The organism is Bacillus sp. EKM501B (assembly GCF_011800505.1).
GTDB lineage: Bacteria > Bacillota > Bacilli > Bacillales > Bacillaceae_G > Bacillus_A > Bacillus_A cereus.
On the sequence record NZ_JAALFZ010000003.1, the window covers coordinates 91869 to 116372 of the forward strand.

Genomic DNA, 24504 nt, shown 5'->3' on the forward strand with positions numbered 1-24504 from the left:
GGCAGTTTGCTGCCTGTATTTTTTTGTGTTAAACAAACGTTTGTTTAGTTATGATAATATAAAAAGAAAGAATGATATAAATGGTGGTGAATGAGTTCATGGAGGCGTGGATTTTTGAAATAATGCGGGCAGTTGGACGTTTTTTCTTACACCCTGCTGTCTATATATTTGTAATAAGTAGTATCTTCGTTGGATACTTACGTATGTTAAGAGAACGAAAAGATTTTTCTTTTAAAGTTTATGATATTTGGTTTGAACTGCGAACCTCTCTATTTGCAGGGATTGGATACGGATTAGTAGTATCTATTGTTACGATTGGGCTTGGACTTGTTGTTTCTAAAGCGAGCTTATGGGCCATTTTAATTTGGACGTTACTATTTGGATTAACGGCTATGTATCGATATTTATCGGCGGCTTATACATTTAGCATTGCGATTGTATGTGTTCTATTATCTTCTAAGCTACCAGTTTCCTTTTTACAGCTTCGAGAAGGTGAAGAGAGTACCATTGTATCCCTTGTTATTTTACTAGGCGTTATGCTTATTGTAGAAGGCTTATTGATTTCTAAAAACGCAGTAGGATATTCGACGCCGAGGATTAGGAAGGGGAAGCGTGGATTAAAGATTGGTTTACACGAATCAAAGCGTTTATGGATCGTTCCTATTTTTATTCTTGTACCGGGTGATGCGGTAACGCAGTTTATTTCATGGTGGCCTGTCGTTTCAATCGGTTCAAATACATATTCTCTATTCCTCGTTCCATTTTTAATTGGATTTATGAGAAAGATTAAAAGTTATGAGCCGACGGAAGCCTTATTATTTACAGGAAGACGTGTTTATGGATTAGCAGGACTTGTGCTCGTTTTAGGAGTCGCAAGTTACTGGTGGCACGTACTTGCAATTATCGCGATGGGAGTCGCAATGCTTGGGCGTTTCACAATCTCGATGCAAGAGAAAATTGCCGATGAAACAAGACCAGCATATTTTGCTGCACGCAATGATGGGCTCGTTGTACTAGATACAATTCCAAATACAATTGGAGCAGAGCTAAAATTACTGCCTGGAGAAATTATTACGAAAGTAAATGGAGTCATTCCAAAAAGCGCCGAGGAATTTTATGATGCGCTTCAAACGAAGACGACAGGAGCATTTTGTAAATTAGAAGTATTAGATACAAATGGTGAGCTTCGTTTTGCACAAACTGCATTATATGCTGGTGGACATCACGAATTAGGTATTGTATTCGTTGAGCAGGAGCACGAGTGGGATTCAGAAGCGATGTAATAGAAGGAATGGTATCACCTTGTGGTGGTACCTTTTTTGTTTTTGGGGGAGGGGAGAGTAGTTAGTAAATGAAATTTATATCGGCGATTATCCGAATATATCAGCGTAACTTGAAATATATCGGCGATTTTGCAAATATATCAGCGCAACTCGAAATATATCGACTTTCCAGCAAAAAACGACAACTATCGCAAAGCTTATTTTCAGTTTCATAGACGGATAACTTGAATAATTATTTGATAATGGTTATCATTTAGGGAGTCTTTTTAATTTTGGAAAATGGAGGTAAGATATGCTGCGTAAATTTTTCTCGTACTATAAACCGTATAAAGGTTTATTTATACTCGACTTTTCTTGTGCGGTTGTCGCAGGATTATTAGAACTCGGCTTCCCGCTTATCGTAAATCAATTTATTGATAAGTTATTGCCAGGGCAAAACTGGACGCTTATTTTATGGGCTTGTTTCGGTTTACTCGCAGTTTATATGTTAAATGCAGGCTTACAATATGTCGTTACATATTGGGGACATATGCTTGGTGTTAACATTGAAACAGATATGAGGCAGAAATTATTTGATCATATTCAAAAGCTATCATTCAGATTTTTTGATAATAATAAAACAGGTCATTTAATTTCACGCCTTACAAACGATTTAATGGAAATTGGGGAAATTGCTCACCATGGACCAGAAGATCTATTTATCGCCGTAATGACTTTAGTTGGGGCATTCGCATTTATGATGATGATCAACTGGAAGTTAGCGTTATTAACGTTCTTCGTCATTCCATTCCTATTATGGTTAGCACTTTACTTTAATAAAAAAATGACAGGTACATTTAGACGTTTATTTTCAGACGTTGCTGATTTTAATGCATGCATTGAGAACAATGTTGGGGGAATTCGTGTTGTACAAGCATTCGGAAATGAAAAGTTTGAGAAAGAGCAATTTGCTGTCAACAACGCTCGTTTCCGTACAACGAAATTAATGGCGTATAAAATTATGGCGTTAAATTCATCGATTAGTTATATGCTCATGCGGCTCGTAACGCTCTTCGTCTTAATATGCGGTACATGGTTTGTTCTGCAAGGAGAATTAACGTACGGTGGATTTATCGGATTCGTTCTATTAACGAATATTTTCTTCCGCCCAATTGAAAAAATTAACGCGGTAATCGAAAGCTATCCGAAGGGAATCGCCGGTTTTAAAAGATATGTAGAGCTTCTTGAAACAGAGCCTGACATTGTAGACTCTAAAGATGCAATGGAAGTTAAACATGTACATGGTGATATTCAATATAACAACATTACGTTCGGATATGAAAATAAAGAACCAATTTTAAATGACATTAGTTTGAAAATACATGCAGGTGAAACGGTTGCGTTCGTTGGACCATCAGGAGCTGGGAAAACGACGTTATGTAGCCTATTACCACGTTTTTATGAGCAATCATCTGGATCAATTCAAATTGATGGGATTGATACGAAAGATATGACATTATCTTCACTTCGTAAGCAAATTGGAATTGTGCAGCAAGACGTGTTCTTATTTTCAGGAACAATTCGTGAAAATATCGCTTACGGAAATTTAAAGGCATCAGAGCCTGAAATTTGGCAGGCAGTAAAACGTGCGCAGTTAGAAGATTTAATTTACTCACAGCCGGAAGGTTTAGATACTGTTATCGGTGAGCGCGGCGTGAAACTTTCAGGTGGACAAAAGCAGCGTCTAGCTATTGCTCGTATGTTCTTGAAAAACCCGCCAATTTTAATATTGGATGAAGCAACTTCTGCACTAGATACAGAGACAGAACTTGCGATTCAAAAATCGCTTGCTGAATTAGCTGTCGGTCGCACAACGCTAGTTATCGCTCACAGACTTGCAACGATTAAAAATGCAGATCGCATCGTCGTTGTAAATAAAGATGGCATTGCAGAACAAGGTTCACATAATGAATTAATTGAGCAAGGCGGAGGATACAGTAGGTTATACGAAGCTCAGTTTAGTTCGTAAATATAATTTGTACTGAATTAGTGCACCATAAGTAGGTAAAAATCTCATATGGGAGGCTATAAAGTATGATCGTAACAACAACGTCTACAATTCAAGGAAAAGAAATTATTGAGTATATCGATATCGTCAATGGAGAAGCGATTATGGGTGCGAATATCGTTCGTGACCTTTTCGCTTCTGTTCGTGACGTTGTCGGTGGTCGTGCTGGCGCTTATGAAAGTAAATTAAAAGAAGCACGCGACATCGCAATGGAAGAGATGAAAACTTTCGCAAGACAAAAAAATGCAAATGCAATTGTTGGTATCGACGTGGATTACGAAGTAGTTCGCGAAGGTATGTTAATGGTTGCGGTGAGCGGGACTGCTGTCCGCATATAAAGTAAAAAGCCGTGCTGATGCACGGCTTTTTACTTTGTATGTCGAAGTTTCAATATTTCTTGGGAAATGTGGAAGGCCCCGTCGATATATAGGGAAGACATTAGAGCGCTTCTTTACATTTTTGAATTTGAGTTAATAATTTTGCGTATTCTTGTTCGAGAGATGTGATGTCATCGTGATGATTTGGAATGGAAATCCGGCCGATGACTTCTGTTAATTTTGTTTGTAATCGTAACAATTCTTGCTCAGTAACGTTTACAGAAGCTCCGGTGGTTCTTTTTGTGTATTGCTCGTAATTACCGTGGAAGATTCTTGGTTCACTCTCATCTACTTGTAGAATATGGTCTGCAACAGAGCGAATAAAGGCACGGTCATGGCTAATGAAAAGTATTGTGCCAGGATATTCTTGTAACATGGTTTCTAATTCTTCTTGCGTTGCTAAGTCTAAATAGTTTGTCGGTTCATCTAGCAGAAGCATATTATAGTTTCCTAAAAATACTTTTGCGAGTGCAACCTTCATTCGTTCACCCCCGCTTAGAACGTGCACAGGTTTATGAACATCCTCACGGCGGAATAGAAGTCGTGCAAGTATTGTGCGAACGAATGCTTCTGTATAGTTTGTTTCTTCTAGAACATTTTCTAAAATCGTTTTATCTGTTTTTAAAATAGATAATGTTTGTTCGAAGTATCCAATTTTACAACTTTTCGATAGCTGCATGCCACGCTCGTTTGTGAGAAGCATGTTGAACAAAGTGGTTTTGCCGCTTCCATTTGCCCCTAAAACGGCAAGCTTTGCACCAGGGGCAATAGTTCCATTCATATTTTTAAATAGTGTGCGGTCGCCTATTTTCTTTGTTGCTTTATTGAATTGTACTGCCACCTTACTATGAATGGGAGTATGGTATTGCACGTCAAATTGAGCTTGAGAAAGATCCTTTGGCTTTTCCTTCTTTTCTAGTTTTTCGAGACGTGTCTCTAATGCCTTCGCTGCTTTGCTAACCTGTTCTTGGCCATGAGCCCCACTTAACCTATAAAGTCTAGATTCAGATGAACTGAACCGCGTTGGGATTTTTGTCATGTTAGAAGCACGTTGCTTTCTTTGTAGAATGGACTGTTCTAAACGATTTTTTTCTTGTACATATTGCTCATATTCTGCTTGTTTTTGTATTCGTTCACGTTCTTTTTGTTTTCGATAGTTTGAATAATTCCCTTTGTACTCTTGAATAGTACCGTCTTCAATTTCAATAATTTTGGTACATATATTATCTAGAAATTCACGATCATGCGATATTAAAACAAGTGCTCCTTTATAAGATGAAAGTGCCTTTTCTAATTGCTCTGTACCGACCATATCTAAGTGGCTTGTTGGTTCATCAGCGAATAAAATGCCTGCATTTTGTTCGAGAGCATGGGCGATCTTTAGCCGCATTCGTTCACCGCCGCTCATTGCGTCGGTAACGTTTGAAATACTCCATTTTCCTTTTGCAAGAGAAGAAGCAGTTTCCGGTAGTTCTTCGCTAAGCTGAGGAATGATGCTGATAGAACTATGATGAGTTACTATGCCTCTGTCAGCTTCTATTTCTTTACTTAATATTTGTAATAACGTAGATTTACCAGCTCCGTTGACTCCGACAATTCCTATGCGATCCTGTGCTTGAATTTCCAGTGATGGTAATGTAAATAGTGTGCGATCACCAAAGCTCTTTTCAATATTACTTGCGAATAAAATAGTCATAAAAAAACCTCCCTAGTTTCACTAGAGAGGATAAACGTCGCCCTTGTATGTAAAAAATCGTACATAAATAAACGATTTTTTACATGATCGTTTCGAAAGAAAGTATCGACAAATGGACAGACTAATCCCCTGCTAGTTTTCATCATTTTTATTCACTATTTGTGATGGATGAAATAAATAAGAGAATTAGAACTTCATTGGTCAAAGTACCTTCCTTTCATAATATTACTTTTATTGTATGCGCATACAAAAGGGTTTGTCAAACTTATTTCTGTTCGCTATTTTTGAATGTATCATTATACAATTGTGCTTTTGTCAGCGCCTCAGCATCGTTTTTAATTTCATCCAGTCCATTCGCATTCCCAATAACATAACCTTCAAATGAAGAGCCAACAAAATCAAAGATATATTGGAATTGAGCAATAAGCGGTAATGCTTTTACCTTTGGGTTGTCCCCGCCAACGATGACAACATACATTTTTTTGCCTTTCATTTTTTCTTTGAAATGAAGGGATGTATCGCGCAAGCTTTGTGACCAGCGATCAACAAAATTTTTCATATGTCCACTCATTCCGTACCAATATAATGGTGTAGCAAAGATAATCGTGTCGTGTTCTAGCATGCGTTTCGTTAACTGCTCATAGTCATCATTTACGGATTGGAATCCTTCTGCATCATGACGTTGGTCTGTAATAGGATAGACGGTATGATCACGCAAATAAATTTGTTCTGTTTCAATGTCCTCTATCATCATATGTGTTAAAGCTTCTGTATTTCCGTTTTGTCTTGAACTGCCATGTATAACAAACATGTAATCATCCCTTTTCTTTTGCATGTTTTAGGAGTGAAACGTGTTTTTGCAAATTCGTTTGGATGTTGGAAAGCAATGAGATTTGCTTTGTTACTTCATTGAGTTTATCTTCGTAAAGCGTAAGGATACTGCTGCACGGATTGTCGTACAGGTGCGGTTCAATTTCAAGGCAGCGCAGCATCCTTGCCGTCTCTTCTAAATTTAAGCCAATTTGTAAGTACATTTGAATAAGCTCCACTTTTTCGATGGCACTTTCATCAAAATCACGGTAACCATTTGCAAGGCGCTTAGAAGGGAGTAAGCCCTTTTCTTCGTAATGTCTTAGTGATCTTTCACTAACGCCAGTTTCTTTTGATAATTCTCCAATTCGCAATGTATTTCACTCCTTTTACATGTATTGTAAACCTTCACACTAATGTGAAGGTCAATGCTGTTTTTTCGCAAAGGAATCTACATGATTTAAAAACACTTGAATAGCTTTAGACGGAATAAAATATTTGCCGCGCACGATGGAGAATGGACGGATGAGTTGTTCATTTGGAACTTCGACGTGGAATAGTTCTTTTGCTAGTAGCTCTTTCCGTACAGTCCAATCAGAAAGGATAGCGATGCCAAGCCCAGCACTAACAGCTTCCTTTACGCTTTGGATACTGCTGAATGTAAAGAATCGTTTCATTTTTAAATGGTGTTGATGAATAAAGCGGTCACTATAAGCGCGTGTACCAGAACCACTTTCTCTTAATACCCATACTTGATCTTGGAGTGAGCTTTCATTTATTTCATTTGTGCGGAGCAATGGATGATTTGGCGGGACGACGAGCTTCATTTCATCTTGCATAAATGTTTCAACGTCAACGTCAGCGTATACGACTTGCCCTTCTACTAAGCCGATATCAATTTGATTAGAACGAAGGCTTTGCAAAACGTCTTCTGTATTTGAGATAAAGGTATGAACTTCGACGTGTGGATTTTCATTTGCATAGTTAGCCAGTATTTTTGGAAGTAAGTATTCGCCAATTGTAAAACTAGCACCAATGCGCAGTGTTCCTGTTACAACGTTATGTAGTTCATTAATTTCTTGTTTCGCATCTTCGTAAAGAGAGAGCATTTGCTTTGCATGTATATATAATATGTTTCCAGCTTCCGTAACTTGGACGTGCTTCGGGGAGCGTTGAATAAGTGTAGTACCAAATTCGTTTTCTAAGTTGCGTATATGCATACTTACTCCAGGCTGTGAAAGGTTTAATAATTCTGCTGCACGAGAGAAGTGTTTCTGCTCAACGACAGTAACAAAAATTTTTAAAATGTCTACGTTCATATAATGGGCTCCTTTCTTTTTCTATTATCTTATCATAAGTATTTCTAATGATAGAGATTTGGTATTGGTATTAAACTTATTATAGAAACTCTCTTATAATGTAAGTAGAAAGAACATGCATGTTCCAATACGATTATTGGAGTGGTTCAAAATGGAACAAACACTTGTTATACAAAAGAAGAAGCGTTTTGGATTTTCGCAAGGAATTGGGATTACATTATTAATCGCAATTGCCGCGAAATATTTAGCAGAGCTTCCATTTTTAAATATTATGGGACAATTAGTAATTGCTATTCTAATTGGGATGGTTTGGCGTGCGGCAATTGGAGTCCCTCAAGATGCGATTGCAGGGACGAACTTTGCGAGTAAGAAGTTGCTGCGCTTTGGAATCATCTTACTTGGAATGCGATTAAATCTTGTTGATATTGCGAAGGCAGGGCCGAAAGTATTGGTCATCGCAGCGGTTGTTATTACATTTACGATTTTCGTTGTATATGGACTAACGAAAGTATTTAAGGTAGAAAAGAAACTTGGGATTTTAACAGCATGTGGTACAGCAATTTGCGGGGCGGCAGCGGTCGTGGCAATTGCGCCGCAAGTGAAAGCAAAAGATGATGAAACGGCAGTTGGGGCTGCAATTATTGCTATTTTAGGTACGATATTTACGCTTATTTATACGTTATTATATCCAGTGCTTGGCCTATCTCCATATGGTTACGGTGTATTCTCAGGGGCCACGCTGCATGAAATTGCTCATGTTATCGCAGCTGCGGCGCCAGGAGGAAGTACAGCTGTAGACATCGCAGTTATCGTGAAGTTAACGCGCGTTGCAATGCTCGTACCAGTAGCAATTTTAATTGGATTATGGTTTGGAAAGAGTGAAGGAAGCAAGGAAAAAAGATCGTGGCGCGACCTTCCAATTCCATGGTTCATTTTCGGATTTTTAGCGATGAGTGCAGTGCATTCGCTCGGGATTATTCCAGAAGTTGTTGCGGGATACATTGTTGTCATTGCTTATATGCTAATCGCAATGGCGATGGCAGGACTTGGTTTAAATGTAGAGTTTAAAACGTTCCGTAAGTTAGGAAGCAAAGCGTTCGTGGCGGGGCTGATTGGCTCGGTTTGCTTATCGGTTCTTGGATACGTTCTTGTATATGCGCTAGGATTTATGTAGTAGAGGAGAAAGCTGTTCCCGAAGGTATTTGGGGACAGCTTTTTCTTATGATTATAGTAGCGCTACGGATGTCGATATTTGTCGGTAAGTCGATATATTTGAAAAATCGCCGATATAAATGGAGTTGCGCTGATATATTTGGGAAATCGCCGATATAATTTAAGTTGCGCTGATATAAATTGAATTACTCTTGTACTTTATTAGAGTAGGTGTTCAGTGAAACATTTTTCTAAAATTTGTAAAGATATCTTTACTTATAACTGGAAAATATTTATAATTTAAGTAAAGATATCTTTACTTTTGAAGGTGGAGCCTATGGGTGTGAAAAATAAAATAAAAGAGTTAAGAAAGCAAAATCATATAACGCAAGTTGAAATGGCAAAGGCGATGCAAGTGACGCGGCAGACGATAGTGGCGATTGAAAACCATCATTACAATCCGAGTCTAGAGTTATCTTTAAAAATCGCCAAGTATTTTGGAGTGAAGGTGGAGGAAATCTTTACGCTGGAGTAAGGGGAGAGAAAATGAACGATAAGTTTGAGAGATTTCAATTAGAGTAAACGTTTAAATATATAAGGATTGGTTTTGATTTATTAATTAGTATCGCATCAACGAGCGTGTTAGCAACAAGGAATAATAGATAGAAAAAGGGGAACTGGGATGGGATTACCGGTGTTATGTGTCGCTACAGCTATATTTTCGCTTCTTTGGGGAATGCAAAACTTTTCTCGTAATCCAGTGCCGAGCATTTGTATTATGATTGGTACTGTAGGTTTATCGTATTATTTATTATTATTAGCCCATTATCATAAAACGGCAACGAGTGTTGTTGTTGGAGCAGTTATTTTATTTTGTGGGCGCGCCATACAAAAGGGGTCATTTCCATAAAAGCTGTTTATACACTTTGTATAAACAGCTTTTTGTATTTTTTTTACAAAACGCTTGAAAGTTACGTAACGTCATCTTTTATAATGAGAGGGAAGAGGTGATGGTAGTGATTTCAATACAAGAATTGACGAAAGAAACAGGGGTTACAGTACGTACACTACGTTATTATGATCAAATAGATTTATTAAAGCCGAGCGGAAAAACAGAGGGTGGACATCGGTTATATAGTGAAAATGACGTTATTCGTTTGCAACAAATTTTATTTTTGAAAGAAATGGGATTTTCATTAAAAGAAGCTGCGAATATGTTAGTAAAAGGTGAGCTGGATTTAAAAAATTCGCTTGAAAAACAACTTCGGTTTGTACAGGAAGAACAAAAGAAATTTAATCGAATGGAGCGTATTTTACAAGCAGTTGTTTATTCGGTAGATGTAGAGGGAGAACTTGATTGGAAAGTTATGTTTGAACTTATTCAGCTTTCAAAACAGTCTCCTCGTATACGTGAAATATTTCAAAATGAAGTATTTTCAAAGGAAGAACAAAAATTGCTTCAGAATTTGCCAAATATGAGTGAGGAAGATCCGAATGTTTTAGAATGGGTAGATTTATTAAAGCAATTACGTACTTTTATGAAAGACGGTAAAGAAGTCGCGAGTGATGAAGTACAAGAGGCAACGAAGAAATTACTGCAGAAATGTTTAGAAATGGCTAATGGTGACGAAGCGTTTTTAGATAAGTTATGGGAAGTTAGAAAATCGAAGGAAGATTCACAGAAAATGAGCATGTATCCAATTGAAGAAGAACTTTTAGTATATATGGATGAGGCTTTTCGTATTTATGATGAAAGGGAGAAGGATAAATGAGTATACTCGCAGAATATCGTTGGTATTTTTTAATTGGGGCAGAAATTGTATTTTGGTTATCAGCTATCGGTTTCTTTTTACTTCGCTACGGATTCCGTTTGAAAAGGGCGAGTTTTATTATGGGGATTGTACTCCTCGTAAATGAAGTATTTATTTTAACTTTAGGGGTAGTGGACTATTATCAAACAGGAAAGTTCTCTAACTTTCAGATTATTACTGTAATCATTTTATTATATGCAGTTTTCTACGGGAAAAAGGATTTAAAGAAGCTTGATATATTTGTACAAAAATCAGTTGCGAAATGGCGTAATGAACCGGCGCCTATTATTGAAGAACAGGTAGAATTAACAGGTATGGCCTATGCAAAGCAGGAAATAAAAAATTGGGTATTACATCTTGTTTTATTCGTTGGTGTGCACATATTCTTTTTCTTCGCGTATGGATTTATTCCATTTGAACAATGGGGTAATTGGTTAGAATCGGGAATCGTTTTAAATAAAGCTGCAAGTCGCGTGAGTCAAGTGTGGGCGATTATATTTTTAGTTGATACAGCGATTTCATTTTCATATGTGATTTTTCCGAAGAAGGAGAAAGGAAAAGAAAAGCTACTTTCATAGTTGAAAGTAGCTTTTCTGGTATACAAATAATTTTTATAGGAGAGGATGACAATAGGAAAAAGAACCAGTTTTATAAGTCTATTTCTCTTTAGTTTAGTAGCATGTTCACCATCTAGCACTACAATTGATAAGAAGAATGATGTCATTGTAAAGGGAGCAGGAATTCTCAATCTAGATAAATTTGAAAAGTTCGTTTTGAATGTCGAGCAAAGGGAAGTTGATAAAATAAGAATTGTACAGTATACCCTTGAAGGGGACCCGATTTTTCAAACGTTAGAGTATAGTGGGAACGATATATTTTATGTGTCAGATAATAGAAAAGACAAATTTGCTGGGAAGGATAAAGGGTTACATAAAGATAGTTGTAAAGGTATTGTTAAAGAGCAGCGCGAATCAGAAAGTACTTATCGGTTAATAGATTGTATGAATGAAGCTGGGCGCAATGGATATGACTTAGTATATGTACCTAAAAAATAGAATTAGTAGAGGAAGGAGGTATTTACTCCTTCCTTTTTCTATGTGTATATTGTCGAAAACTTTACCGAATATCTGTTCGTTTTTTTAGGTTTTTTATAGGTATTCGTGGTAAAATAATAATACAGATTTTTATGAGGAGGTCGGATTTTCTTGGAACGTCAATTTGAAATTGTCTCAGCGTATTCCCCGCAAGGTGATCAGCCGGTAGCTATAGAGAAGCTTGTAGAGGGAATTAATAGTGGAAAGAAAAAGCAAGTGTTGCTTGGAGCGACAGGAACGGGTAAGACATTTACGATTTCAAATGTCATTAAAGAAGTGCAAAAGCCAACACTTGTTATGGCTCATAATAAAACGTTAGCAGGGCAGTTATATAGTGAGTTGAAAGACTTTTTCCCGAATAATGCAGTTGAATATTTTGTTAGTTACTACGATTATTATCAGCCAGAAGCGTATGTACCACAAACAGATACGTTTATTGAAAAAGATGCGCAGATTAATGATGAAATTGATAAATTGCGTCACTCGGCAACGTCTGCATTATTTGAACGGGACGATGTAATTATCGTTGCGAGTGTTTCGTGTATATATGGCTTAGGTTCTCCAGAAGAATACCGCGAGCTAGTTGTTTCGCTTCGAGTTGGTATGGAAAAAGACCGTAATCAATTGCTTCGTGAACTTGTTGATGTACAGTATGGACGTAATGATATTGATTTCAAGCGTGGTACATTCCGTGTACGCGGAGATGTAGTTGAAATCTTCCCAGCATCACTTGATGAGCATTGTATTCGAATTGAGTTTTTCGGTGATGAAATCGATCGTATTCGTGAAGTAAATGCGTTAACAGGTGAAGTATTAGCAGAACGTGATCATGTAGCAATTTTCCCAGCATCTCACTTCGTTACACGTGAAGAGAAAATGAAGGTCGCTATTGAAAATATCGAAAAAGAATTAGAAGAACGTTTAAAGGAGTTAAATGATAACGGTAAGTTGTTAGAAGCGCAGCGTATAGAGCAACGTACACGTTATGATTTAGAAATGATGCGCGAGATGGGCTTTTGTTCAGGTATTGAAAACTACTCCCGTCATTTAACACTTCGTCCAGCGGGGGCAACGCCGTATACGTTATTAGACTATTTCCCGAAAGATTTCTTAATTGTTATGGATGAGTCGCACGTATCAGTACCACAAGTAAGAGCGATGTATAACGGTGACCAAGCACGTAAACAAGTGCTTGTGGATCATGGATTCCGTCTGCCATCGGCTCTAGATAATAGACCGCTTATGTTTGATGAGTTTGAAGAGAAAACAAATCAAGTTATTTACGTTTCAGCAACGCCAGGACCGTACGAGTTAGAGCAGTCACCAGAAGTAATAGAACAAATTATTCGTCCAACAGGGCTTTTAGATCCACCAATTGATATACGACCAATTGAAGGGCAAATTGACGATTTATTAGGAGAGATTCAAGATCGTATTGCAAAAAATGAACGTGTATTAATTACGACTTTAACGAAGAAAATGTCAGAGGATTTAACGGATTACTTAAAAGATGTAGGAATTAAAGTTAACTATCTTCACTCTGAAATTAAAACGTTAGAACGTATTGAAATTATCCGTGATCTTCGCCTCGGTAAATTTGATGTACTTGTCGGCATTAACTTATTGCGAGAAGGATTAGATATTCCGGAAGTATCACTTGTAGCTATTTTAGATGCTGATAAGGAAGGATTTTTGCGTTCAGAACGTTCATTAATTCAAACAATTGGTCGTGCCGCGCGTAATGAAAACGGCCGCGTTATTATGTATGCAGATCGTATAACGAAATCTATGGGGATTGCGATTGAAGAAACGAAGCGTCGTCGTAGTATACAAGAAGCTTACAATGAAGAGCATGGTATTACACCGAAAACGATTCAAAAAGGCGTTCGTGATGTTATCCGTGCAACGACAGCTGCTGAAGAGACAGAAACATACGAAGCAACTCCTTCTAAGAAAATGACGAAAAAAGAGCGCGAAAAGACAATTGCGAAGATGGAAGCAGAGATGAAAGAAGCAGCAAAAGCGTTAGACTTCGAGCGTGCAGCTGAACTAAGAGATTTACTATTAGAATTAAAAGCGGAAGGGTGAAAAAAGTGAGTAAGAGCAAGGATTTTATCGTTGTAAAAGGTGCTAGAGCACATAACTTAAAAAATATTGATGTAACCATTCCGAGAAATCAGCTTGTCGTTGTAACGGGATTGTCTGGTTCGGGGAAATCATCATTAGCATTTGATACGATTTATGCAGAAGGGCAGCGCAGATACGTAGAATCATTATCTGCGTATGCGCGCCAGTTTTTAGGACAAATGGATAAGCCAGATGTGGACACGATTGAAGGATTGTCACCAGCGATTTCAATCGATCAAAAAACGACGAGTCGTAATCCACGTTCAACTGTCGGAACGGTAACGGAGATTTATGATTATTTACGTTTATTATTTGCGCGAATTGGTACGCCAATTTGTCCAAATCATGGAATTGAAATTACATCACAAACAGTAGAGCAGATGGTAGACCGTGTTCTTGAATATCCTGAACGTACGAAATTACAAGTGTTAGCTCCTATCGTGTCTGGGCGTAAAGGTGCACATGTGAAAGTACTTGAAGATATTAAGAAGCAAGGATATGTTCGTGTACGTGTTGATGGTGAAATGCTTGATGTATCTGAAGATATTACGTTAGATAAAAATAAGAAGCATTCCATTGAAGTTGTAATTGACCGTATTGTTGTAAAAGAAGGAATCGCAAGCCGTCTTGCTGATTCACTTGAAAGTGCATTAAAGCTTGGCGGAGGCCGAGTGTTAATTGATGTAATGGGAGAAGAGGAACTTCTATTTAGTGAACATCATGCTTGTCCGCATTGTGGTTTTTCAATCGGAGAATTAGAGCCGCGTATGTTCTCATTCAACAGTCCGTTCGGAGCATGTCCTTCTTGTGATGGACTTGGTTCAAAGCTAGAGGTAGATTTAGAGCTTGTTATCCCGAACTGGGATTTATCGTTAAAGGAACATGCGATTGCGCCTTGGGAACCGACAAGCTCACAATATTACCCGCAACTTTTACAATCTGTATGTAATCATTATGGCGTTGATATGGATGTGCCTGTGAAAAATATACCGAAAGATTTATTTGATAAAGTGTTATACGGAAGCGGTGAAGAGAAGGTTTATTTCCGCTATGTAAATGAATTTGGTCAAGTAAAGGAAAATGAGATTTTATTTGAAGGTGTTATTCCAAATATTGAACGTCGTTATCGTGAAACGAGTTCTGATTATGTTCGTGAGCAAATGGAAAAGTATATGGCAGAACAAGCTTGTCCGAAGTGTAAAGGTGGACGCTTAAAGCCTGAGAGCTTAGCTGTATTTGTTGGCAATAAAACGATTGCTGACGTAACGAAGTATTCAGTTCAAGAAGTACAAGAATTCTTCTCGAATGTAGAGCTAACGGAGAAGCAACAAAAAATAGCTCATTTAATTTTAAGAGAAATTCAGGAGCGCGTTGGGTTCTTAGTGAACGTTGGTTTAGATTATTTAACGTTAAGTCGTGCCGCAGGAACTTTATCAGGTGGTGAGGCGCAGCGTATTCGTTTAGCGACGCAAATTGGTTCTCGTCTAACTGGCGTACTTTATATTCTTGATGAACCTTCAATTGGTTTACACCAGCGTGATAACGATCGTCTTATTCGTACATTGCAAGAAATGCGCGATTTAGGTAATACGTTAATTGTTGTTGAACATGATGAAGATACGATGATGGCTGCTGACTATTTACTTGATATAGGGCCTGGTGCAGGTATTCACGGTGGACAGGTCGTTTCAGCAGGGACGCCGGCTGAAGTGATGCAAGATGATAATTCATTAACAGGGAAGTATTTAAGCGGTAAAGAGTTTATTCCAGTTCCACTTGAAAGACGTAAAGGTGATGGACGTAAAGTAGAGATTGTCGGCGCAAAAGAGAATAACTTAAAGAATGCGAAAATGTCATTCCCGCTTGGTACGTTTGTAGCGGTAACAGGGGTATCTGGTTCTGGTAAAAGTACGATGATTAATGAAGTACTATATAAATCGCTAGCTCAAAAGTTATATAAAGCGAAAGCGAAGCCAGGTACTCATAAAGAGATTAAAGGTCTTGAACATTTAGATAAGGTAATTGATATTGATCAATCACCAATCGGTCGTACACCACGTTCTAATCCAGCGACGTATACAGGTGTATTCGATGATATTCGTGATGTGTTTGCACAAACGAATGAAGCGAAAGTGCGCGGATATCAAAAAGGACGTTTCAGCTTTAATGTAAAAGGTGGACGTTGTGAAGCGTGCCGTGGTGATGGAATTATTAAAATCGAAATGCACTTCTTACCAGACGTATACGTTCCGTGTGAAGTTTGTCATGGTAAACGTTACAACCGTGAAACGTTAGAAGTGAAATATAAAGATAAGAATATTTCTGAAGTGTTAGGGATGACAATTGAAGATGGAGTAGAGTTCTTCGCTAATATCCCAAAAATTAAGCGTAAACTTCAAACGCTTGTAGACGTTGGGCTTGGTTATATGAAATTAGGTCAACCAGCAACAACATTATCTGGTGGGGAAGCACAGCGTGTGAAATTAGCCTCTGAATTACACCGTCGTTCTACAGGACGTACGTTATACATTTTAGATGAACCAACGACTGGTTTGCATGCGCATGATATTGCACGTCTTCTAGAAGTGCTGCAACGTCTTGTTGAGAGCGGTGAGACGGTACTTGTAATTGAACATAATTTAGATGTGATAAAAACAGCTGATTATATAGTTGACCTTGGACCAGAGGGTGGAGATAAAGGTGGACAAATCGTTGCTTCCGGAACGCCAGAGCAAGTAGTGAAAGAAGAGCGCTCGTACACAGGTAAATATTTAAAAGAGATTTTAAATCGTGATAAAGCAAGAATGAAAGAGAAAATAAAAGAAGTAGAATTATCGCAATAAGTTTATTGATGAAAACCGGGTGGAAATGACGCTCGGTTTTTATTGTATAGGGGGAGAAGATGAAGTTTTTAGAGGTGTTAAGGAAGAAAAATATGAAAGTAAGAGAGTTTCAAAGTTGGGGTGTATATTTTCGAAAGCGCTGGGAGGATCACTTTGCAAATCATTTAAGTGATGAAGAAAAAGAAGACATTTTTCTTTATGGAGATAAGTATGGATGTGGGTATCTTTGGCACATATTTAGTTATGAGAAAAAGAAGTGTTTAGAGGGTAAAGAAGCAAAGAACACGTTTCATAATGAAGTGAAAAAGGATTGCTACATTTTCTACCAACACTGTGATGAGGTACTGTTAATAAAGGATGCGAGTTTGTTACATATGGATGATATATTGTGTGAGAGGGACGATGCGTATAAAGGTGATATCTATATTGTAGATAAAGAGTTCACTTGGACTTTTGTAAAAACTCATGAACATAGATGGTGCGGCCCTTATTTTACTAAGAAATGTTAGTAGGTATACAAGCATGAAAGATAGAATAAGTTGATATAAGTGTTCGTATCATACTTGCGTTTATTATCTATTAGCGTATGATGAAATATATATGTTTAAAAGGATGTGTAACGAAATGAGATGGATTGTATCACTTCTTGTAAATAGCGTTGTGTTAATCGCTGTATCGGGACTTTTAAAAGGGATTGCACCAGATGCATTTTACGTAGCAAATATACAAACTGCAATTATTGCGAGTATTATATTGGCGGTTTTAAATGTGTTCGTAAAGCCGTTTTTAATTTTAATTACGCTACCAATTACTGTTGTAACTTTCGGCTTCTTCTTAATTGTTATTAATGCGATTACGTTAAAAATAGCAGATTCATTATTAGGAGATGCTTTTAATATATCAGGATTTGGTGTAGCGATTGTTGCGGCAATTTGTATTTCAATTTTTAATATGATAATTGAAAAGGCAATTGTTGAGCCTCTATATGAAAAAAAGAGAAAGTGACAAAAAGAAAAACATTTCATTATTCGTATGAAATGTTTTTTTCTATTTATTAGAAACCGTATTTCTTGTTTTCAGAAAAAAATGGTACAATATCCGATAGAATGGAATTTTACATCAAACGAGACTGAACCCGCAGCGGAGTGGAGGTTTATACATATGCCGAAAGTAAGGACAAAAGATTTAATTGAACAATTTCAATTGGAGTTAATCAGTGGTGAAGAAGGTATTCATCGTCCAATTGATACAAGTGATTTATCACGACCTGGAATTGAAATGGCAGGATTTTTTACATACTATCCAGCAGATCGTGTGCAGCTTCTTGGTAAAACGGAGCTTACTTTCTTTGACACGTTAACGTCAGAGCAAAAACAAGAGAGAATGAAAGCGCTTTGTACTGAGGAGACGCCATGTATTATTGTAACTCGTAATCAAGATGTACCAGATGAGTTATTACAAGCATCACGTGAATCAGGTATGCCTTTATTACGTTCTTCTCAAACGACAACGAGATTATCAAGTCGTTTAACAAACTATTTAGAAGGTAAGTTAGCACCAACAACAGCTGTGCATGGTGTGTTAGTAGATATTTACGGCGTTGGTGTTTTAATTACAGGTCAAAGTGGTGTTGGTAAAAGTGAGACAGCTCTTGAGCTTGTAAAGCGTGGTCACCGTCTTGTTGCGGATGATAGTGTAGAAATTCGTCAAGAAGATGAAGATATGTTAGTCGGAAGTTCACCAGATTTAATCGAGCATTTATTAGAAATTCGTGGTCTAGGTATTATTAACGTTATGACGTTATTCGGTGCAGGGGCAGTACGAAATTATAAGCGTATTACACTTGTTATTAATCTTGAAATTTGGGATCAAAAGAAAAATTACGATCGCTTAGGTCTTGATGAAGAGAAGATGAAAATTATTGATACAGAGCTTACGAAGATTACACTTCCAGTTCGTCCTGGTCGAAACTTGGCTGTTATTATTGAAGTAGCAGCGATGAACTTCCGTTTAAAACGTATGGGAGTCAATGCAGCACAGCAGTTCTCTGAACGATTAATGAGTGCAATTGAGTTAGGAAATCAGGAGTAAACTTTGGAGAGGGAGGTCATATACATATGCTGTTAGCTTCTGTACCACAGCTTGACCGTGTAGCTATCCAACTTGGGCCGTTTCCTGTGTATTGGTACGGGATTATTATCGGTACAGGTGTGCTATTAGGTCTTTGGCTGGCAACTCGCGAGGGAGAAAGGCTAGGTATTCCAAAAGATACATTTGTTGACCTTGTATTAATTGCAGTACCGATCGCTATTCTTTTTGCGAGAATGTACTATGTTATTTTTGAATGGGAATATTACGCACAAAATCCGAGTCAAATTATTAATATTCGTCAAGGCGGTTTGGCGATTCATGGTGGTTTAATCGGAGCTGTTATTACCGGAATTCTTTTTGCGAAGCGACGCGGGGTTTCCTTCTGGAAGTTGGCTGATATTGCTGCACCAAGTATTTTACTAGGACAAGCAATTGGCCGATGGGGAAACTTTATGAACCAAGAGGCGCATGGTGATGAAGTAACGAGACAGTTTTTAGAAGGTCTTCATTTACCGGATTTCATTATTAATCAAATGTATATTGAGGGTGTGTACTATCATCCGACGTTTTTATATGAATCATTATGGAATTTTGCAGGCGTAATTTTACTACTTGCATTAAGAAAAGTGAATTTACGTCGCGGGGAGTTATTCTTCACATATTTAATTTGGTATTCAGTAGGACGCTTCTTCGTAGAAGGCTTACGTACAGATAGTTTAATGCTAGGACCACTTCGTATTGCACAAGTAATGTCAATTGGACTTGTTGTTATTTCTATTATTTTCATTATTGTGAGACGAAAAATGGGGCAAGCTGATAAAAGGTATTTAGAAAATTAGAGACAAGTAGCATCTTATTATAAGATGCTGCTTCTTTCATATTCAGGAAGGCGAAAGGACTAAGGCGATGAGAATAAATACCGTGTTATTTGATTTAGATGGAACTTTAATTAATACAAATGAACTTATTATTTCTTCGTTTTTACATACTTTAAATACATATTATCCAAATCAATATAAGCGTGAAGATGTGTTGCCATTTATCGGTCCATCTTTGCATGATACTTTCAGCAAGATTGATGAAAGTAAGGTTGAAGAGATGATTACTAGCTATCGCAAATTTAACCATGATCATCATGATGAATTAGTAGAAGAATATGAAACTGTATATGAAACAGTTCGAGAGTTGAAGAAGCAAGGTTATAAAGTTGGTATTGTTACAACGAAAGCGAGACAAACCGTTGAGATGGGATTACAGTTGTCAAAGCTTGATGAATTTTTTGATGTTGTCGTGACAATTGATGATGTAGAGCATGTGAAACCACATCCGGAGCCACTTCAAAAAGCGCTTGAAATATTAGATGCAAAACCAGAAGAGGCATTGATGGTTGGGGATAATCATCATGATATTGTCGGTGGTCAAAATGCGGGGACGAAAACAGCTGCGGTTTCATGGACGTTGAAAGGTAGAGCGTATTTAGAGGCTTACAAGCCGGACTTTATGCTAGATAAAATGAGTGATTTGCTACCGATTTTGTCTAATATGAACCGTTCATAAAGGTCCAAGTAAGTTAGTAGAGGAGCGAGCTAAGTGCGACGGACAACGCGCTATCCTGTTTCAGGAGAAAATTCGTTATGGAATGTGTATAAAACAGTGTCTTTTTGGAAGGTAATGAAAAACTTTATTATTATCCAAATTGCGCGTTACACGCCATTTTTATCCGTAAAAAATTGGTTGTACCGCACTTTTTTACGGATGAAAGTAGGAAAGAAAACATCATTTGCGCTTATGGTAATGCCGGATATTATGTTCCCAGAAAAGATAACTGTGGGAGAGAATTCGATTATTGGCTATAACACAACGCTTTTAGCACATGAATATTTAATTCGTGAATATCGACTTGGCGAAATCGTCATTGGAAATGAAGTAATGATTGGAGCGAATGTAACAATATTACCAGGTGTGAAAATTGGAGACGGTGCGACTGTCTCAGCTGGCACACTTGTTCATAGAGATGTACCGAGCGGTGCTTTCGTAGGTGGAAATCCAATGCGTATTATTTATACGAAAGAGCAAATGACCGCAAGAGAAGGTTCATGGTGAAAATGTAACATTTCTCCTCTTTTTTTATGAATAAAAAGGAAATAATTGAGTATAATATACTGTTTTGTTTTTTACGGAATCGTTTATACTTATAGATAGAAGAATGTGTGAACGAAGAAAACAAAAAACTGGAGGATATATGGGGAAAAATCAAAGGATATATAAGGAGAACGGACAAGTTATCTCTTTTAATCAATTAGCGGACTTCTTTTATAAAAAAGGGATGAGAGCTTACAAAGGACAAAAATTGCAAGATGCAATTAAATATTTTCGAAGAGCGGCACAAAGTGAGAAGGAGCCGTTTATTTTATGTCAATTAGCATCAGTATTATCTGAGGCTGGTGAATATCAAGAATCGAATCAAATCTTCTTAAAGTTAGTTAGATCTAATCCAGAACTTGAACAGTGCTATTATTTTATTGCAAATAATTATGCATATATGGGGTTATTTCAACAGGCGAAGAAATATGCAGATCGTTATTTAGAAGTTGCAAAAGAGAAGGAATTCGTAGAAGATACATTAGAACTTCTTGAGATTATGGAAGAAGAAGCAATGGGTGCGGAAGAGATTGAAGATGAAGATGATTTAATTGTTATGCAGGAAGAAGCGAATCGCTATATTCGTAATGGACAATTGGAAGAAGCAATTGCTACATTAGAAATTGTTACGAAAGATTATCCGGAATTTTGGTCAGGTCATAATAATTTAGCCATTGCACATTTTCAATCTGGTAATGTAGACAAAGCACTGAAGTTAACAGAAATGATTTTAGAGAAAAACCCTGGTAATATACATGCGCTTTGTAATACGCTTATTTTTCTATATTCAATTGGAGAGCATAAACAAGTAGAGGCATTAGCGGGACAGCTAGTTTCGGTATATCCGATTTCATTTGAACATCGTTTGAAACTGGGAACTACACTCGCAACAATTGGTTATTTCGAGCATGCATATAAGTGGTTCAAACTATTAAAGCGTCAAGGATATGAGGGAGACGTTAGTTTTTATTATTGGTTTGCATATTCTGCGTATATGGTGAAAGACCAGCAACTAGCTGAAAAAATGTGGCAATATGTCGTGGAATTACATCCTGATAAAAAGGGAAAAGAACCGTGGAATGCGCTGAATTTAGCAGATGAAGGGCAAAATGTGTTATTTGAAGAATTACGAAAATCATTTCAGCAAAGTGCGACGCTAGAAGAACAAATGCTAGCTTTATATTTAATGAATGAATTGTCAACGCCGGAGAAGGTTGGATTCTTCTTTGATATAACGCAAGCGAAGAACGGTGTTCCCATCGTATCGCAACTTGCAAAGTACTTCTTTTTACTTAATAGTCATAAGAGTATTCCAGCTGATTTACAGCAATTTGAGCAGTGCGCGAGAATTGCGGATGCATTATACAATTATACGAAAAAAGATGATGAATTAATCGAAGAGTGTTTACACTTTTGGTTTTGTACGTTCATACGTTTATATACATCTGGAGACATATTTACAAATGTGTACGGCTGGTCAGCTGCGATTGAATACATTGTACGCGGCGAACAAGGAAATAAAATGACACAGTCGGAGCTTGGAGATGTATATAATGTATCTGTAGCGACTGTCCGAAAGTATGTGCAAGCTGTTAAGCGTACGCACACATAAGATAAGCAAATCATTGGGAAAAAAATGATGCTAACAGTATAATGAGGGTAACTTAATTGTGTAGGAATGGATAGGAGTGAATAGTGTGTCAGAAGAAAAAATTTATGATGTCGTTATTATTGGTGCAGGACCAGCTGGTATGACAGCTGCAGTATATACATCTCGTGCAAATTTAAGCACATTAATGCTTGAGCGAGGTATTCCAGGTGGCCAAATGGCAAACACGGAAGATGTAGAAAACTACCCAGGTTATGAGTCTATTTTAGGACCAGATTTATCAAATAAAATGTTTGAGCATGCGAAGAAATTTGGTGCTGAATATGCATACGGTGATGTGAAAAAAGTCATCGATGGTAAAGAATACAAAACAATTATTGCTGGTAAAAAAGAATATAAAGCACGTGCAATTATCGTTGCAAGCGGTGCAGAGTATAAAAAAATTGGTGTACCGGGTGAAACAGAACTTGGCGGCCGCGGTGTATCATATTGTGCAGTATGTGACGGAGCATTCTTTAAAGGAAAAGAGCTTATCGTAATTGGTGGCGGAGATTCTGCTGTTGAAGAGGGTGTGTTCTTAACACGCTTCGCATCAAAAGTAACGATCGTTCACCGTCGTGACACGCTTCGTGCACAGAAAATTTTACAAGACCGTGCTTTCCAAAACGAAAAAGTAGATTTCATTTGGAATCACACTATAAAAGAAATCAACGAAGCAAGTGGTAAAGTAGGAAGTGTAACACTTGTGGACGTAAATAGTGGAGAAGAGAAAGAAGTCAAAACTGACGGCGTATTTGTATACATCGGTATGTTACCTTTATCAAAACCATTTGTTGAACTAGGTATTACAAATGAAAATGGTTACCTTGAAACGAACGAGCGTATGGAAACGAAAATCCCTGGTATTTTCGCAGCTGGTGATGTTCGTGAAAAAATGCTTCGTCAAATTGTAACTGCAACAGGTGACGGTAGTATTGCAGCGCAAAGTGCACAACATTACGTAGAAGAATTATTAGAGGAATTAAAAACTGTATCAGAAAAATAAGGGATAATATACCTTGTGAGAAGAAAGCTACCGACAGGAGCTTTCTTCTTTTTTTGTGTGAAAATGTCAAAGTTTTGTCAAAAAATATAAGGATTATAAGCTTTCTTATTGATATACTGGACTTTACGGAAAAAATCACTATAAGAAATGAGGAATTTATTCAGTATGGAATGGCGTAATATATATCGTGGATTTTGTATGGGCGTTAGTGATTTAATTCCTGGTGTGAGCGGCGGTACAATCGCTGTTGTGTTAGGGATTTATGAACAATTGCTTGCGGCAATTAGTGGATTCTTTAGTCGTGAATGGAAAAAACATTTAGGATTTTTAATTCCCCTTGCAGCTGGTGTGGCAGCGGCATTTTTAACGTTAAGTCACGTTATTAAATATTTACTTGCAAATCATTATGAACCGACTCAATTTTTCTTCCTCGGTTTAATTATTAGTATATTACCGATGTTAATGAGGGAAGCTGATGCAAAGTCGTCGTTTAAAGGTAAGCACATCGTTTTATTAATAGTTGCAGCAATTCTTGTTGCGATTACAGCTTTCTTTAAACCAGATAAGGCAGCAGATCCAATTACGACTTTAACAATTTTAAATGCAATTGGTTTATTTTTCGCAGGATGGATGGCTAGTATGGCAATGCTGCTTCCTGGGATTAGTGGATCGTTTATTTTATTAATTATTGGTGTGTATCCAACAGCAATTAACGCTTTAACTACACTTAACTTACCTTTAATCGTGGTTATCGGTGCTGGTGTTATGGTTGGATTTGTTGTAAGTAGTAAAGGCATTAGTTTTTTATTAGATCGTTATAAAAGTATGACATTTGCGGCAATTATTGGACTTGTAATCGGTTCGATTGTAATTGTATTCCCTGGGATTCCGACTGGTGGATTTTCAATTATAAGTTCAATCATTACCTTTATTTTAGGATTTGCGATTGTTACTTATTTCGGTAAGAAATAAGTACTTTAATCCCCTTGGCGATAAAAAGCGTTAAGGGGATTTTTCATGCTATTCATTAAAAGTCTAAGCATTTACATTGCTTGTTA

The 24504-nt window shown here is 37.3% G+C and carries 24 protein-coding genes; 20 read left to right on the plus strand and 4 right to left on the minus strand.

Features of this window, described 5'->3' with window-relative positions; all coding sequences use genetic code 11:
- Window positions 1-98 precede the first annotated feature (98 nt).
- The 3 genes from HFD78_RS09595 (at window position 99) to HFD78_RS09605 (ending at window position 3668) form a co-directional block, all read left to right on the plus strand.
- Window positions 99-1283, plus strand: a complete 1185-nt coding sequence (locus HFD78_RS09595; protein WP_000388616.1) for a PDZ domain-containing protein — start codon at window positions 99-101, stop codon at window positions 1281-1283.
- Window positions 1284-1575: 292 nt separating this feature from the next.
- Window positions 1576-3291 carry an ABC transporter ATP-binding protein gene (locus tag HFD78_RS09600; protein ID WP_000944614.1) on the plus strand — a complete coding sequence of 572 codons (1716 nt, stop codon included), beginning with the start codon at window positions 1576-1578 and terminating at the stop codon, window positions 3289-3291.
- A gap of 65 nt (window positions 3292-3356) precedes the next feature.
- Window positions 3357-3668, plus strand: a complete 312-nt coding sequence (locus HFD78_RS09605) for a heavy metal-binding domain-containing protein (RefSeq protein ID WP_000637523.1) — start codon at window positions 3357-3359, stop codon at window positions 3666-3668.
- 100 nt (window positions 3669-3768) lie between these two features.
- On the opposite strand, the gene abc-f is transcribed toward HFD78_RS09605, so the two are convergent.
- The 4 genes from abc-f to HFD78_RS09625 form a co-directional block, all read right to left on the minus strand.
- Window positions 3769-5403, minus strand: coding sequence for a ribosomal protection-like ABC-F family protein (gene abc-f, locus HFD78_RS09610; protein ID WP_000153779.1), 1635 nt, complete (start codon window positions 5401-5403; stop codon window positions 3769-3771).
- Between the two features lie 265 nt (window positions 5404-5668).
- Window positions 5669-6214, minus strand: a complete 546-nt coding sequence (locus HFD78_RS09615) for a flavodoxin family protein (RefSeq protein WP_000497613.1) — start codon at window positions 6212-6214, stop codon at window positions 5669-5671.
- A 4-nt stretch (window positions 6215-6218) separates the two neighbouring features.
- Window positions 6219-6587 (minus strand): MerR family transcriptional regulator, encoded by a 369-nt coding sequence (locus HFD78_RS09620; RefSeq protein WP_001219199.1) that lies wholly within the window; start codon window positions 6585-6587, stop codon window positions 6219-6221.
- Between the two features lie 51 nt (window positions 6588-6638).
- Window positions 6639-7532 (minus strand): LysR family transcriptional regulator, encoded by an 894-nt coding sequence (locus HFD78_RS09625; protein WP_001099982.1) that lies wholly within the window; start codon window positions 7530-7532, stop codon window positions 6639-6641.
- A 151-nt stretch (window positions 7533-7683) separates the two neighbouring features.
- On the opposite strand from HFD78_RS09625, the gene HFD78_RS09630 reads away from it, so the two are divergent.
- The 17 genes from HFD78_RS09630 (at window position 7684) to HFD78_RS09710 (ending at window position 24418) form a co-directional block, all read left to right on the plus strand.
- Entirely contained in the window at window positions 7684-8706 is a 1023-nt protein-coding gene (locus tag HFD78_RS09630) for a YeiH family protein (RefSeq protein ID WP_000438439.1), read from the plus strand.
- A gap of 315 nt (window positions 8707-9021) precedes the next feature.
- Window positions 9022-9219, plus strand: coding sequence for a helix-turn-helix transcriptional regulator (locus tag HFD78_RS09635; RefSeq protein WP_000538364.1), 198 nt, complete (start codon window positions 9022-9024; stop codon window positions 9217-9219).
- Between the two features lie 147 nt (window positions 9220-9366).
- Window positions 9367-9594: a hypothetical protein gene (locus HFD78_RS09640; protein ID WP_097814102.1), complete on the plus strand. Its 228-nt coding sequence runs from the start codon at window positions 9367-9369 to the stop codon at window positions 9592-9594.
- Window positions 9595-9694: 100 nt separating this feature from the next.
- Entirely contained in the window at window positions 9695-10456 is a 762-nt protein-coding gene (locus HFD78_RS09645; RefSeq protein WP_000260336.1) for a MerR family transcriptional regulator, read from the plus strand.
- Complete coding sequence (locus HFD78_RS09650) at window positions 10453-11073, plus strand: hypothetical protein (protein WP_000025225.1); 621 nt, start codon at window positions 10453-10455, stop codon at window positions 11071-11073. Before HFD78_RS09645 ends, HFD78_RS09650 begins: the two co-directional genes overlap by 4 nt.
- A 45-nt stretch (window positions 11074-11118) precedes the next feature.
- Window positions 11119-11550, plus strand: a complete 432-nt coding sequence (locus HFD78_RS09655; RefSeq protein WP_000152001.1) for a DUF4362 domain-containing protein — start codon at window positions 11119-11121, stop codon at window positions 11548-11550.
- A 150-nt stretch (window positions 11551-11700) separates the two neighbouring features.
- Complete coding sequence (gene uvrB / locus HFD78_RS09660) at window positions 11701-13677, plus strand: excinuclease ABC subunit B (protein WP_000441055.1); 1977 nt, start codon at window positions 11701-11703, stop codon at window positions 13675-13677.
- 5 nt (window positions 13678-13682) lie between these two features.
- Window positions 13683-16559: an excinuclease ABC subunit UvrA gene (uvrA, locus tag HFD78_RS09665; protein ID WP_000045576.1), complete on the plus strand. Its 2877-nt coding sequence runs from the start codon at window positions 13683-13685 to the stop codon at window positions 16557-16559.
- Window positions 16560-16618: 59 nt separating this feature from the next.
- Window positions 16619-17068 (plus strand): DUF4275 family protein, encoded by a 450-nt coding sequence (locus HFD78_RS09670; protein ID WP_000670207.1) that lies wholly within the window; start codon window positions 16619-16621, stop codon window positions 17066-17068.
- A gap of 115 nt (window positions 17069-17183) precedes the next feature.
- On the plus strand, window positions 17184-17564 hold the full coding sequence (locus HFD78_RS09675; protein ID WP_001267308.1) for a phage holin family protein: 381 nt from the start codon (window positions 17184-17186) through the stop codon (window positions 17562-17564).
- 156 nt (window positions 17565-17720) lie between these two features.
- Window positions 17721-18650, plus strand: coding sequence for an HPr(Ser) kinase/phosphatase (gene hprK, locus HFD78_RS09680; RefSeq protein ID WP_001127250.1), 930 nt, complete (start codon window positions 17721-17723; stop codon window positions 18648-18650).
- A gap of 26 nt (window positions 18651-18676) precedes the next feature.
- Window positions 18677-19489, plus strand: coding sequence for a prolipoprotein diacylglyceryl transferase (gene lgt, locus HFD78_RS09685; protein ID WP_000922848.1), 813 nt, complete (start codon window positions 18677-18679; stop codon window positions 19487-19489).
- Window positions 19490-19556: 67 nt separating this feature from the next.
- Window positions 19557-20207 carry a pyrophosphatase PpaX gene (gene ppaX / locus HFD78_RS09690; protein ID WP_033667189.1) on the plus strand — a complete coding sequence of 217 codons (651 nt, stop codon included), beginning with the start codon at window positions 19557-19559 and terminating at the stop codon, window positions 20205-20207.
- Window positions 20208-20240: 33 nt separating this feature from the next.
- A complete protein-coding gene (locus HFD78_RS09695) occupies window positions 20241-20753 on the plus strand; it encodes an acyltransferase (RefSeq protein WP_001255070.1) in 513 nt (170 codons plus the stop codon).
- Window positions 20754-20892: 139 nt separating this feature from the next.
- Window positions 20893-22404, plus strand: coding sequence for a tetratricopeptide repeat protein (locus HFD78_RS09700; RefSeq protein ID WP_000517720.1), 1512 nt, complete (start codon window positions 20893-20895; stop codon window positions 22402-22404).
- Window positions 22405-22489: 85 nt separating this feature from the next.
- Window positions 22490-23446 carry a thioredoxin-disulfide reductase gene (gene trxB / locus HFD78_RS09705; protein ID WP_001288079.1) on the plus strand — a complete coding sequence of 319 codons (957 nt, stop codon included), beginning with the start codon at window positions 22490-22492 and terminating at the stop codon, window positions 23444-23446.
- 165 nt (window positions 23447-23611) lie between these two features.
- Complete coding sequence (locus tag HFD78_RS09710; protein WP_000455196.1) at window positions 23612-24418, plus strand: DUF368 domain-containing protein; 807 nt, start codon at window positions 23612-23614, stop codon at window positions 24416-24418.
- Window positions 24419-24504: the final 86 nt, after the last annotated feature.